The organism is Cupriavidus pauculus (assembly GCF_022179805.1).
Classification (GTDB): Bacteria; Pseudomonadota; Gammaproteobacteria; order Burkholderiales; family Burkholderiaceae; genus Cupriavidus; species Cupriavidus pauculus_E.
This window is the reverse complement of sequence record NZ_BPUO01000004.1, coordinates 372,642-384,921: the sequence shown is the minus strand read 5'-3', so window position 1 is coordinate 384,921 and position 12,280 is coordinate 372,642. Positions and strand designations below refer to the sequence as shown.

Sequence of the window (12,280 nt, the reverse complement as noted above, 5' to 3'; positions counted from 1 at the left end):
CTCCCGCAAGGCGGGAGAGGGGAGCAAACAAAGAAAGCAAAGGGCAACGAACGATCCACTGTGCAAATCCACAACCCCGCACACCGGTACACAACCCTGGCGCATCACGCCCGCGTAGGCTAGGTTGAACTATCCCTCCGGACAAGGAGCACAGCATGGCCACGGAAAATGCAGCCGATCTGATCACCTCGGTGCTGTATGGCGTTGGTGTCCGCCGTATCTACGGCGTGGTGGGCGACAGCCTGAACGGGCTGACCGAATCGCTGCGCAGGCGCGGTGACATCGACTGGATCCACACGCGGCATGAGGAAACGGCGGCCTTCGCAGCCGGTGCGGAAGCGCATCTGACCGGCGAGCTGGCCGTTTGTGCCGGCAGTTGCGGGCCGGGCAACCTGCACCTGATCAACGGGCTGTTCGATTGCCACCGGTCGCGTGTACCGGTGCTGGCCATTGCCGCGCATATCCCGAGCGCCGAGATTGGACGCAACTACTTCCAGGAAACCCATCCCGAGCAGCTGTTCCGCGAATGCAGCCACTACTGCGAGCTGGTGACCAGCGTCGAGCAGTTGCCCGGCGTGCTGGAAACCGCCATCCGCACCGCCGTGGGCCGCCGGGGCGTGGCCGTCATCGTGATTCCGGGCGATGTAGCACTGAAGGCCGCCACCGCCGCGTTGTCGGCACCGGCCTCGATGATGCTGCCTGCGCCGGTGGTGGTGCCCGACGCCGCATCGCTCGATGCGCTGGCGGACCTGCTGGCCGGCAGCCAGCGCACCACGCTGCTGTGCGGCCGAGGCTGCGCCGGGGCGCATGACCAGGTGGTGCGGCTGGCCGAAACGCTCAAGGCGCCGGTGGTGCATGCGCTGGGCGGCAAGGAGTACATCGAGTACGACAATCCGTATGACGTCGGCATGACAGGGCTGATCGGCTTCAGCTCGGGCTATCACGCGATGCAGAACTGCGACACCCTGGTCATGCTTGGCACCGATTTTCCGTACCGCCAGTTCTATCCGGAGGGCGCACGCGTGGTGCAGGTCGATGTGCGTCCCGAGAACCTGGGACGCCGCACGCGGCTGGACCTCGGGCTCGTGGGCGATGTGGCGGCGACGCTCGACGCGCTGCAGCCGCGCCTGCGGCCGCAGGCCGACAGCACGCACCTGGACGCCAGCGTGCGGCACTACCGCGACGCCCGCCGGCAACTCGACGACCTGGCTACCGGCGACAGCGGGCGGCGCCCGATCCATCCGCAATACCTGGCGAAGCTCATCAGCGAGCATGCTGCCGAGGATGCCGTGTTCACGTTCGACGTGGGCACGCCCACCATCTGGGCCGCGCGCTACCTGCAGATGAACGGCCAACGCCGGCTGATCGGCTCGCTGGCGCACGGGTCGATGGCCAATGCGTTGCCGCAGGCCATCGGCGCCCAGTCCGCGTATCCGGGCCGGCAGGTGATCAGCCTGTCCGGCGACGGCGGCTTTGCGATGCTGATGGGTGACTTCCTGACGCTGGTGCAGCAGCGGCTGCCGGTCAAGGTGGTGATCTTCAACAACAGCGTGCTGGGCTTTGTGGCGCTGGAAATGAAGGCGTCGGGCTTCCTGGAGGCGGGCACATCGCTGCAGAATCCCGATTTCGCCGCCATGGCCCGTGCCGTGGGCGTGCATGCCCAGCGCGTGGAAGACCCGTTGCTGCTGCCCGATGCCGTGGCATCGATGCTGGAGCACGACGGCCCGGCGCTGCTCGATGTGGTGACCAACACGCAGGAACTGGCCATGCCGCCCGCGCTGAAGGCCGAGCAGATCAAGGGGTTCAGCCTGTGGGCGCTCAAGGCCGTGGTGAACGGCCGCGCCGACGAACTGGTGGAACTGGCGAAGACGAACTTGCTGCGCTAGATCGGGACCTGGGCCGCGGCGTTCATCACCAGGCCCAGCGCCTGCGCCATCAGGATCAGTTCGGCAAAGGTGCGCGCCTGCATCTTGCGCATGGCCTGGCCGCGATAGATCTTCACGGTGGCCTGGCTGATACCGAGCTGGTCGGCCACTTCCTTGTTCATCAGGCCGTGCACCAGCCGCTGCATGACTTCCTGCTCGCGGCCGGTCAGGGCGTCGAAGCGCTCGCGCAGCAGTTGCGTCTGCGAGCGTGCCTGGCGCCGGTCGCGGTCGCGCTCCAGCGCCTCGTTGACGGCGTCCAGCAGGTCCTGCTCGCGGAATGGCTTGGGAATAAAGCTGACCGCGCCGGCCTTCATGGCGGCCACGGTCATCGGCACGTCGCCGTAGCCCGAGATGAAGACGATGGAGGCACTGCGCCCCGCGTCGTTGAGATGGCTTTGCAGGTCGAGTCCGCTGGCGCCACGCAGCCGTACGTCGAGCACGATGCAGGTGGGCCGGTCCGGCATGACGTGCATCAGCATTTCCTCGCCCGAGGCAAACGACGCGCTGGCAAGTCCGACCGAGCGGAACAGCCCCGCCAGGGCCTGCCGCACGTCATGGTCGTCATCGACCACGAGGACGACCCCATCGTCGGTGGGTTCGGGTTGGCGCAACATGGCGGCACTGCTGTTCATCGCGACTCTCACTATGCATTCATGGACGGTCCGCCGGGGCTGGCCGGAGATGCACACTGAACACGATGAATTTGCCGTGAAACGGCGCGATACCGACGTCAGCCCGCCTAATGCGAAGCGGAATTATCGGCGCTTTCGGTGGATTTGCAAACGGCCGCACGGCGCCGGCCGTCGAAGCGGGCCTCTAGCCGGCGCTACTTGACGCACCAGCCTGGTGCTACAACGCTTCCAGCGCCCGGCTCAGCGTGTAGGCGGTGCGTACCGCGACGTCGAACGACCGGTCGCACGCGAGTTCCCGCCCGGCGATGGTGATACGCCACCAGTCGCGCGTGCGCTCGCAGCACAGCCGGTGCTCTTCCATCTGGTCTGAAAACCAGCGCCACAGCCGGGCATCCTGGATCTGCGCGGATGCCGCCGCGCGCAGGCGGACGATCTCGAGGCCATTAGCTTGATTCATGTTTTCTCCCCAGGGGCGAATGCCCGCGCCCCGTGAACACATGGTAGGCAGACGCGGCCAGCTTGTGCATTGCCCGTTGGTTCGACGGCCGTAGCGCGTCGGCATGGCGATGTCATACCAAAGACGTATCGAGGCCGCTCGGGCGGCCTGCCTGGCGGCACAAGCGCAGGGGCACGAGGCGCCCCTTTTTGTATCGGCATATCAGGCTGCCCGGCGCCAAATACACTGCGATACAAAACCCGGGCATACCGACACACAAGGCTTGCGCCGGGTGCCTAGACTCGTGCCAACTCACCGGTTCGATGCAAGTGCCGGCACCGATGCTTCAGACACCGTGCGTTTCGGCAACGCGTCGCACCGGGTCGATATCGCAGCACACGCGCTGGCATTAAACACCAGTGTGTCGGTACTTGCATCACACCGTGACCCGACTTTTTCCAGCCAAACCAAGCGACACGTAGCCATCTGCTAGCGTCAGACGCAAAGGAGAAGAAATGAAGAAGACCATCGATTTGCCGCGCCGTAACTTTCTTGGCACCGCCGGCCTGGCGCTGGCTGCCGCCAACCTGGGCATGATCAGCTCGGCGCACGCCCAGTCCGGCGTGTCGAAGGCGGCTGCGCTGGCTCCGGTGACGCCGGGTGCGCATACGTCGTTCGCCACGATCCGCCAGATCAATGCCGGCGTGCTCAACGTCGGCTACGCCGAAGTGGGCCCGGCCGACGGCCCCGTGGCCCTGCTGCTGCACGGCTGGCCCTATGACATCCACGCCTTTGTCGACGTGGCGCCGCTGCTGGCGCAGCGCGGCTACCGCGTGATCATTCCGCACCTGCGCGGCTACGGCACCACCACGTTCCTGTCGCCCGAGACCAAGCGCAACGGCCAGCCGTCCGCCATCGCCGTCGACATGATCGCGCTGATGGACGCGCTGAAGATCCGCAACGCCGTGGTGGCCGGATTCGACTGGGGTGCGCGCACCGCCGACATCATGGCCGCGCTGTGGCCGGACCGTTGCCGTGGCCTGGTGTCCGTGAGCGGCTACCTGATCGGCAGCCAGGCCGCGGGCAAGCTGCCGCTGCCGCCCGAGGCCGAGCTGCAGTGGTGGTACCAGTTCTACTTCGCCACCGACCGTGGCGCTGCGGGCTACACGAAGTACACGCACGACTTTGCCAAGCTGATCTGGAAGCTGGCATCGCCGAAGTGGAAGTTCGACGACGCCACGTTCGCACGCAGCGCCGTGTCGCTGGACAACGTGGACCACGTTGCCATCACGATCCACAACTACCGCTGGCGCATGGGCCTGGTCGAGGGCGAGTCCAAGTTCGACGACATCGAGAAGAAACTGGCCACGGCGCCCACCATCAGCGTGCCCACCATCACGATGGAAGGCGACGACAACGGCGCGCCGCACCCGTCGCCCAGCGCGTACAAGAGCAAGTTCACGGGTCGCTACGAGCACCGCGACATTACCGGCGGCATCGGCCACAACCTGCCGCAGGAAGCCCCCACGGCGTTCGCGCAGGCCGTGCTCGACATCGACCGCAAGTAACTAGCCAAGGAGCCGCCATGCTGCATCGACTGCTGATACTGGCCACGATGGCGTTGTCCGCGATGGCCTGCGAACTGGGCGGCGGCGCCGACCGCTGCGCCTGGAAGGGCGCACCCGGCCAGTATCGGGTGGATCCGCCCGGCGGCAGACGGCGCCGCGTTTGAGAAGCACCAGAAGAGCAAAAAGGGGCGCCTCCGGGCGCCCTTCTTACAACCCCCTCCCCCAGCCGTATCCAGAACGTCCAATGAAGAAGAAGTCCCTTGTGTTGCTCGCGGTCTCCACCCTGACCGGCTCCGCGTATGCCCAATCCAACATCACGCTGTATGGCGTGGCCGACGCCGGCGTCGAATTCACCACCAATGCCGGACGCAACGGCAACAGCCAGGTGCGGCTGACGTCGGGCAACCTGTCCGGATCACGCTGGGGCCTGCGCGGCACCGAGGACCTGGGCCAGGGCCTGAAGGCGCTGTTCGTACTGGAAAGCGGCTTCGACCTGGATACCGGCGTGTCGGGCCAGAGCGGCCGACTGTTCGGCCGTAATGCCTATGTGGGCGCCGAAAGCCGCTACGGCACGCTGCTGCTGGGTCGCCAGCAGACCTCGCTGCGCGATTTCGCGAACATCTACGATCCGGCCGCGCTGGCAGACCGCTACGGCATCCTGTCGATCGCACCGGAATTCGCGGCGCGCGCCGACAACTCGGTCAAGTACATCGGCCAGTTCGGCGGGCTGACCGCTTCGGCGTTCTACTCGTTCCAGTCCAATGGCAACGAGGTGCCGGGCGCCTATGTGTTCGGCCGTGACTTCGGGGCCTACGTCAACTACGCCACGGGTCCGGTATCGGTGGGCGTGGCCTATGACGATGCGCACGCTGGCACGCCAGCCGTGCAGGCGCCCGTGATCCGCCGCTATTCGGTGGCCGGCACCTACGCCACCGGCCCGGTCAAGGTGTTTGCCGGCTACCGGCTGGCCAAGGCGCTGGACGGCGCCATGCTGCCCGGCGCGCAGACCGCCAACAGTGGATCGAACCTCTACTGGCTGGCGCTCGGCTACAAGTTCACGCAGGCATTCACGGTGACCGGTGCGGCCTACTACCAGGACTTCCGCAACACCGGCTCGGACCCGTGGCTGTTCGCCGTGACCGGCGACTACACGCTGACCAAGCGTACCGACCTCTATGCGTCGGTGTCGTACTCGCTGAACAAAGACAAGTCGGCCCTGGGCGTGAACGGTTTCAACAATGTCTCGGCCACCTCGGCCGTGTACAACGTCGAGCCCGGCGCGAACCAGTTCGGCGCCGTGGTGGGCATCCGCCACCGGTTCTAAGGTTCTGGAAGGGTAAAGGCCGGCATATCGCATGCCGGCCGGTTGTCATCGTGCGGTGGACATCGTCGCCTGGCCGGGATTCGCTTTGGCCTGGGCCTGCTGGCTGTCGATGACCGATGCCGAGCGCTTGTGGTCGATCAGCAGCACGGCCAGCACCGCAATGACCGCCGGCACCGCCATCGCCGCAAAATTCTGCTGCAGCGGCAGCGACATGCTGACCAGCACACCGATCACGATGGGTGCAAGGATCGCACCGCTTCTGCCAACCCCCGACGCCCAGCCAATGCCCGTGCTGCGCACCGTGGCGGGATAGAACTGCCCGGCATAGGCGTACGTCACGATCTGGGTGCCGATCGTCGAGGCACCGGCCAGCGCTACGACGAAGAACAGTGCCTCCGTGGGCATCTTGAAGCCCAGCAGCGTGATCGATACCGCCGCCAGCGCGTACATGCCGACCAGCACGTACTTGATATTGAACCGGTCCGCCAGCCAGCCGCCGCCGATGGCACCAGCCATCGCGCCGAAGTTCAGCACCAGCACGAACGTCAGCGCCGACCCCAGGCTGTAGCCCGCGCCAGCCATCAGCTTGGTCAGCCAGGAACTCAGCGCGTAGACCATGAACAGGCACATGAAGAACGCCACCCACAGCATCACGGTGCTGAAGCCGCGCCCATCGCGGAACAGCATGCTGATGGGGGCACTGGCGCCTTTCTCGGTCTGTGGCAGGTCGAAGCGGTCCGTCGACTGTGCACGATAGTTGGGCTCCATCCGCGTCAGCACGCCCTTCAGCTTGTCCAGGCGATTCCGCTGGATCAGGAACGGCAGCGACTCCGGCATCAGCTTCAGTACGGCGGGGATGATCAGCACGGGTGCGCTGGCGGCCAGGAACACCGACTGCCAGCCGTACGTCTCGATCAGCGACTTGCCCATCAGCGCGGCAAGCATCCCGCCCACCGAATACCCGCTGAACATCAGCGTGACCATCGTGCCGCGAATCTTTCGTGGCGAGAACTCGGTCATCTGAGCCACCACGTTGGGCATCACACCGCCGATACCGAGTCCCGCGAGAAAGCGCGTCACGCTGAACGTGACCGGGTCGTGCGTCATGCCCGCCGCAGCGGTAAAGACGCTGAACAGGCCGATACAGATGGCAATCGCCTTGGGCCGGCCGATACGGTCGGCGATGGTGCCCATGACGACAGCACCGAACATCATGCCGAATAGCGCAGCACTGACCATGAAGCCGGCGCGCGTGGCATCCACGCCCATGCTCTTCATGATGGACGGCAGCGCAATGCCCACCACGGCAAGGTCATAGCCGTCGAAGATGATGATCAGCGCGCACCAGAACAGCAGGCCCGCGTGGAATTTGTTGAAGCGCGCGTCGTCGGCGAGCTTGTGTACGTCGATATGTCGCATGGTTTGTCTCCTCCGTGTACTGGAATGGTCGCGGCGTGCTTTTTTCCGCTTCTATGACCCGGCCTCTAACTTCTGCCTAACCGCCTAACCGTTATCGCCGCCGGCCACCGGCAGCACGGCTCCTGTGATGTAGCCCGCTTCGTCAGAGGCCAGGAACAGGATCGGCGCCACCTGCTCGTCGAGCGTGCCGTAGCGCTTGAAGAAGGTGGACTCGGTCACTTGTGTCACCGCCTCGTCCATCCAGGCCTTCTCGCGTTCGCTATCGCCCGCCGCATTGCGCGGCACGCGTCGCGGCGGCGCCGCGGTGCCACCGGGCGCGGCGGCGACTACGCGGATGTTGTGCTCGCCGTACTCCATCGCCAGCGACTGCGTCATCGCATTGACACCGCCCTTTGCGGCCGAATACGGCACGCGGCGGATGCCACGCGTAGCATTCGACGACACGTTGACGATGGTGCCGTGCCCCTGCGCGAGCATATGCGGCAGCACCGCGTGGCACGCGTACAGCGTGGGCATCAGCGAACGGCGGATCTCGGCATCGATCTGGGCCGGCTCGAACTCGGCATATGGCCGCATGCGAATGGCGCCGCCCACGCCGTTGATAAGGATGTCGATGCGACCGAAGATCTTCATCGCGAAGGCCATCGCGGAGAAGGCGCCCTCGTAGGTCTCAAGGTCAGCCATGAAACCTGCTGCTTCACCGCCTGTAGCTTCGGCCGCCACTTCGGAAACGAAGTCGGCACGATCGACCAGCAGCACCTTCGCGCCTTCCGCCGCTGCGCGCAGCGCCACGCCACGGCCAATGCCCTGGGCGGCACCGGTCACCACCATTACCTTGCCTGCGAATCGCTGCGTGTTCATGCTGGCACCGGGGCTGCGTTGGGCGTGAACTTCTCGTAGTGGAAGCTGTTGGGCTTCACACCGTTGTCGTCGAAGTACTTGCGTACGGCGTCCACCATCGGGGGCGGGCCGCACAGGTACACGTCGACGTCGCCATCATTGAGGCATTCGGCCGGCATATGCTGGGTCACCCAGCCCTTGCGCGGATGCGCCGACGCTTCTTCGGCCACCACGGTGCTGAACGTGAAGTTCGGCAGCTTGGCCACGTACGCCTCGATGGCTTCCACCTGCACCAGATCCAGGTCGCGCGTCACGCCGTAGATCAGGTGCGCCTTCTGCTGCGAGTTGGCGCGCACCAGCACTTCCAGCATCGACAGGAACGGGGCCAGGCCCGTGCCGCCAGCCAGGAACAGCAGCGGGCGCTCCACCGCGCGCAGGTAGAAGCTGCCCAGCGGGCCGGTCAGCTGCACCTTGTGGCCCGGTTGTGCCGATTCGAGCCAGGTGCTCATCACCCCGCCCGGAATCTTCTTGATCAGGAAGCTGATCTTCGATGCACCCGGTGCCGACGAGAACGAGTACGAGCGATGCTGGCCACTGCCGGGCACGTCGATGTTCACGTACTGCCCGGCCAGGAACACCGGGGGGATGCTGTCCACGTCCAGTTCCAGCACCACTGCCGCATCGTTGTGTTGCTCGACCTTGGTGACCGTTGCTGCGAACTTGCTTTGCTCGGTCTTGCACACGGTCGACGATGCCGGCACGGCGATCACGCAGTCGCTCTGCGGCACCATCTGGCAGGTCAGCACCAGGCCGCCTTCCTTCTCGTCTTCGCTCAGTGCGTCTTCGATGTAGTCGTCGCCCAGATCGTAGCGGCCGCTCTCGGCGCGGCACTTGCAAGTGCCGCACACGCCGTCGGAGCAATCCATCGGCAGGTTGATCTTCGCGCGAAACGCGGCATCGAGGACCTTCTCGCCGGCCTTGCATTCCACAAAGCGGGTGACGCCGTCTTCAAAATTCAGTGCGATGTTGTAGCTGGACATGTTGCCTCCTGCGTCCGTTCTCGTTCCAACCGGTGGGCTCAGACGTGATAGACGTCGAGCACCTGGCGGATGTAGTCATTCCTGAGCACGATCTTCTTGCTGGCGATCAGCAAGCGGTCGTCAGCCTTGCGCAAGGTGAGGTAGACCGTGCCAAAGTACTGGTCTGTCACCTTGTAGCGATGGCTCAGCGTGTTGAAGTTGTAGCGAACGTCGACCTCGCCATCGCGTTCGGCAAGCACCTCGACGTTGGTGACGTTGTGGCTGGTGCGCGGTTCCGGCATCGACGCGCTGCTGCGCTCGGTACGGATGCGGAATACACGGTCTTCCAGGCCGCCACGGTCGGCGTAGTACATCAGGGAAATTTCGCTCTGCGGGTCTTCGGTGAGCTTGTCATCGTCGTCCCATGCCGGCATCCAGTAGGTGACGTCCTCGGCGTAGCAGGCCAGCCACTCGTCCCATTGACGGTCGTCCAGGTAGCGCGCTTCCTGATACAGCGCCTGGCAGATCGTTTGATAGTCGATGCTCATGCTGCCGCCTCCGCCTGCTCCTTGCGCACTGCTTCGCGCATAACCCGCATCCAGTATTCGTGCTGCACGACGAACAGCCCTTCGTCCTCGCTGCGCTCGCCCGAGATCAGCGGATTCAGGCCCATGCCCTTGGCGTTGTCGTCAGGCCCATGCACCCACAGCGGCGCGCCGCGCGACATGTCGTTCCACATCGACGTGGTGCTGGCATAGCCCGCCTGGCAGGCGCGGAACTCTTCCAGGTCGTCGCTGGTACCCATGCCCGACACGTTGAAGAAATCTTCGTACTGGCGGATGCGGATGGCGCGGCTTTCCGCGCTCTCGCCCTTGGGTGCGAAGCAGAAGATGCTGACTTCGGTCTTGTCGACGCCAATCGGACGCACCACGCGAATCTGGGTGCTGAACTGGTCCATCAGGAACACGTTCGGATACAGGCACAGGTTGCGCGTCTGGTTCACGATGTAGTGCGCCTTGTCCTCACCCACGCGTGCGGCGATCTCGTCGCGATGCTGGTAGACCGGCCGCACCTCGGGGTTCATCGTGTTGGTCCACAGCAGGATGTGGCCGTGCTCGAAGCCATACACGCCGGCCACCGACTTGCTCCAGCCATTGGCGTCGACGGCCTTGGTGCCTTCATCCTTGCGGCGGCCCATCGTGGCGGCGTAGTTCCAGTGCACGGTGCTGACGTGATAGCCGTCGCAGCCGTTCTCCATCTGCATCTTCCAGTTGCCGTCGTAGATGTAGGACGAATTGCCGCGCAGCACTTCCAGCCCTTCGGGCGCCTGCGCCACGATCTGGTCGATGATGACGCGCGTTTCGCCGAGGTAATCCTCCAGCGGCATCACGTCCTCGCTGAGGCTGCCGAACAGGAAGCCGCGATAGTTCTCGAAGCGCGCCACGCGGCGCAGATCGTGCGAGCCTTGCTTGTTGAACTGCACCGGGTACTCGGTGGTCTTCTCGTCCTTCACCTTCAGCAGCTTGCCGGCGTTGGAGAACGTCCAGCCATGGAACGGGCAGGTGAAGCTGCCCTTGTTGCCATGCTTGCGACGGCACAGCATGGCGCCCTTGTGTGCGCAGGCATTGATCACCGCGTGCAATTCGCCGGTCTTGTCACGCGTGATGACGATGGGCTGGCGGCCAATCCACGTGGTGTAGTAGTCGTTGATGTTCGGCACCTGGCTTTCGTGCGCCAGGTAGACCCAGTTGCTCTCGAAGATGTGCTTCATCTCGAGTTCGTACAGGTCGGCGTTCGTGAAGATGTCTCGGCGGCACCGGAAGACACCGTTTTCCTTGTCGTCCTGGACGGCGTTGCTGAGCAGGTCGTCCAGTTGGCGGGCTTGATCGATCGTTGCGGACATGAGTCGTCTCCCTATGCCGGCCTGGTGGTCAGGCCGATGGCATCGGTTCAGAAAGTTCGTGCGGGGGATTGGCGGCCGGCCAGGCGGGCCGCCATACGGAAGCTGGAGGCTTTTTACGCGGCGGCGGCGGCGGCGACGCGCGGGCGGTTGACGAGCTGGTTGTCCTTGCCTTGCACCAGCGGGGTCAGCGTGATGTTGAACTCGATTTCCTTGTACGCGTCGTCCTTGAGGCCAAGCGCGACACCGCCGGTCTTCTCGACCACGTGGGGCACGAGTTCTTCACGCGTGGCGTACGCAAAGTCATCCCAGATCAGCGGATCGCCTTCGATGTTGATCTGCGTGGTGAGCTTGCGGGTCTTGTCGCTGTTCACGAAGAAGTGGACGTGCGCGGGGCGGTTGCCGTGGCGGGCCATCGCGTCAAGCAGTTGCTGCGTGGCGCCTTGCGGCGGGCAGCCGTAGCCCACCGGCATCAGCGTGCGGAATTCGTACTTGCCGTCGACGCCAGTCTTCACCGCGCCGCGCAGGTTGAAGTCGTCCTGCGCGCCGGTCGGGTCGAAGTGCGAGTAGAAGCCCTTCGAATTGGCGTGCCAGCATTCCACCACCGCATCGGCCACGGGCTTGCCGTCCGGGCCGGTCACCGTGCCACGGATCACCAGCGGGCCGGCCGCTTCGTCGGCATTGAGGTCGATTTTCGACACGCCCTGGCGCACCGGCGCACCGGCCACATACAGCGGGCCTTCGATGGTGCGCGGGGTGCCGCCGTGGATGTCGGCTTCGCGGTCTTCCGCGTCCATGCGGATATCGAGATACTTTTCCAGGCCAAGGCCAGCAGCCAGCAGCGCAGCCTCGCCATCCTTGCCCAGCTTGTTGAAGTAGTTCACGCCGGCCCAGATCTCGTCGGGCGTCATGTCCAGGTCGTCGATGGCCTTGAAGAGGTCGCTCAGCAGGCGATGCGTGATCTGCTTGGTGCGGGCATTGCCGTCCTGGCTTCCCAGATTGGCGGCGGCCTTCAGCAGGTCTTGCACTTCCTTCGAATCGAATACGTTGGCACTCATGTCTGCTCCTGACTCTCTGGTTTTCTGTGGGGTTTACCCTCGTTCCGGGCCAATTCGAAGCAACTCGGAAGGTATAATCGGCGCCCGAAACGGTGTGTAAAACCAGAATAGAGACGGCAAACGGACCAGTCCAACACTGAATTAGTATCGGGTTATATC

12 protein-coding genes are annotated in these 12,280 nt (G+C 64.6%); 4 read left to right on the top strand and 8 right to left on the bottom strand.

The annotated features are described in order from the left end of the window. The first annotated feature begins 155 nt into the window (after positions 1-155). Entirely contained in the window at positions 156-1,886 is a 1,731-nt protein-coding gene (gene poxB, locus MFF62_RS10440) for a ubiquinone-dependent pyruvate dehydrogenase (RefSeq protein WP_238262831.1), read from the top strand. Here poxB and MFF62_RS10435 read toward each other — a convergent pair. Next, on the bottom strand, positions 1,883-2,539 hold the full coding sequence (locus MFF62_RS10435; protein ID WP_238262829.1) for a response regulator transcription factor: 657 nt from the start codon (positions 2,537-2,539) through the stop codon (positions 1,883-1,885). The two genes, poxB and MFF62_RS10435, sit on opposite strands and share 4 nt — an antisense overlap. Positions 2,540-2,774: 235 nt before the next feature. Then, positions 2,775-3,014 (bottom strand): hypothetical protein, encoded by a 240-nt coding sequence (locus tag MFF62_RS10430; RefSeq protein WP_238262827.1) that lies wholly within the window; start codon positions 3,012-3,014, stop codon positions 2,775-2,777. 494 nt (positions 3,015-3,508) lie between these two features. Here MFF62_RS10430 and MFF62_RS10425 point away from each other — a divergent pair, with 494 nt between their 5' ends. The 3 genes from MFF62_RS10425 to MFF62_RS10415 all read left to right on the top strand — a co-directional run bounded on the left by MFF62_RS10425 (position 3,509) and on the right by MFF62_RS10415 (position 5,885). Then, on the top strand, positions 3,509-4,561 hold the full coding sequence (locus MFF62_RS10425; RefSeq protein ID WP_238262826.1) for an alpha/beta fold hydrolase: 1,053 nt from the start codon (positions 3,509-3,511) through the stop codon (positions 4,559-4,561). A gap of 17 nt (positions 4,562-4,578) precedes the next feature. Next, a complete protein-coding gene (locus MFF62_RS10420; RefSeq protein WP_238262824.1) occupies positions 4,579-4,725 on the top strand; it encodes a MarR family transcriptional regulator in 147 nt (48 codons plus the stop codon). Positions 4,726-4,805: 80 nt separating this feature from the next. Beyond that, complete coding sequence (locus tag MFF62_RS10415; protein ID WP_238262822.1) at positions 4,806-5,885, top strand: porin; 1,080 nt, start codon at positions 4,806-4,808, stop codon at positions 5,883-5,885. A 45-nt stretch (positions 5,886-5,930) separates the two neighbouring features. Here the strand turns inward: MFF62_RS10415 and MFF62_RS10410 are convergent, their stop codons facing one another. The 6 genes from MFF62_RS10410 to catA form a co-directional block, all read right to left on the bottom strand. Then, entirely contained in the window at positions 5,931-7,304 is a 1,374-nt protein-coding gene (locus tag MFF62_RS10410; RefSeq protein WP_238262820.1) for an MFS transporter, read from the bottom strand. An 84-nt stretch (positions 7,305-7,388) separates the two neighbouring features. Beyond that, positions 7,389-8,165 (bottom strand): benzoate diol dehydrogenase BenD, encoded by a 777-nt coding sequence (gene benD / locus MFF62_RS10405; protein WP_238262818.1) that lies wholly within the window; start codon positions 8,163-8,165, stop codon positions 7,389-7,391. Next, on the bottom strand, positions 8,162-9,184 hold the full coding sequence (gene benC / locus MFF62_RS10400; RefSeq protein WP_238262816.1) for a benzoate 1,2-dioxygenase electron transfer component BenC: 1,023 nt from the start codon (positions 9,182-9,184) through the stop codon (positions 8,162-8,164). Before benC ends, benD begins: the two co-directional genes overlap by 4 nt. Before the next feature lie 38 nt (positions 9,185-9,222). Further along, positions 9,223-9,711: a benzoate 1,2-dioxygenase small subunit gene (benB, locus tag MFF62_RS10395; protein WP_238262814.1), complete on the bottom strand. Its 489-nt coding sequence runs from the start codon at positions 9,709-9,711 to the stop codon at positions 9,223-9,225. Continuing rightward, positions 9,708-11,066, bottom strand: a complete 1,359-nt coding sequence (locus tag MFF62_RS10390; protein ID WP_238262812.1) for an SRPBCC family protein — start codon at positions 11,064-11,066, stop codon at positions 9,708-9,710. Before MFF62_RS10390 ends, benB begins: the two co-directional genes overlap by 4 nt. Positions 11,067-11,179: 113 nt before the next feature. Further along, positions 11,180-12,121 carry a catechol 1,2-dioxygenase gene (gene catA / locus MFF62_RS10385; RefSeq protein ID WP_238262810.1) on the bottom strand — a complete coding sequence of 314 codons (942 nt, stop codon included), beginning with the start codon at positions 12,119-12,121 and terminating at the stop codon, positions 11,180-11,182. Positions 12,122-12,280 lie beyond the last annotated feature (159 nt).

Bases quoted from the DNA above. Each gene is read 5' to 3' on its own strand.
- benC (WP_238262816.1), bottom strand. From the start codon at position 9,184: ATGTCCAGCTACAACATCGCACTGAATTTTGAAGACGGCGTCACCCGC.
- MFF62_RS10415 (WP_238262822.1), top strand. From the start codon at position 4,806: ATGAAGAAGAAGTCCCTTGTGTTGCTCGCGGTCTCCACCCTGACCGGC.
- benB (WP_238262814.1), bottom strand. From the start codon at position 9,711: ATGAGCATCGACTATCAAACGATCTGCCAGGCGCTGTATCAGGAAGCG.
- MFF62_RS10435 (WP_238262829.1), bottom strand. From the start codon at position 2,539: ATGTTGCGCCAACCCGAACCCACCGACGATGGGGTCGTCCTCGTGGTC.
- benD (WP_238262818.1), bottom strand. From the start codon at position 8,165: ATGAACACGCAGCGATTCGCAGGCAAGGTAATGGTGGTGACCGGTGCC.
- MFF62_RS10425 (WP_238262826.1), top strand. From the start codon at position 3,509: ATGAAGAAGACCATCGATTTGCCGCGCCGTAACTTTCTTGGCACCGCC.
- MFF62_RS10410 (WP_238262820.1), bottom strand. From the start codon at position 7,304: ATGCGACATATCGACGTACACAAGCTCGCCGACGACGCGCGCTTCAAC.
- MFF62_RS10390 (WP_238262812.1), bottom strand. From the start codon at position 11,066: ATGTCCGCAACGATCGATCAAGCCCGCCAACTGGACGACCTGCTCAGC.
- MFF62_RS10420 (WP_238262824.1), top strand. From the start codon at position 4,579: ATGCTGCATCGACTGCTGATACTGGCCACGATGGCGTTGTCCGCGATG.
- MFF62_RS10430 (WP_238262827.1), bottom strand. From the start codon at position 3,014: ATGAATCAAGCTAATGGCCTCGAGATCGTCCGCCTGCGCGCGGCGGCA.
- catA (WP_238262810.1), bottom strand. From the start codon at position 12,121: ATGAGTGCCAACGTATTCGATTCGAAGGAAGTGCAAGACCTGCTGAAG.
- poxB (WP_238262831.1), top strand. From the start codon at position 156: ATGGCCACGGAAAATGCAGCCGATCTGATCACCTCGGTGCTGTATGGC.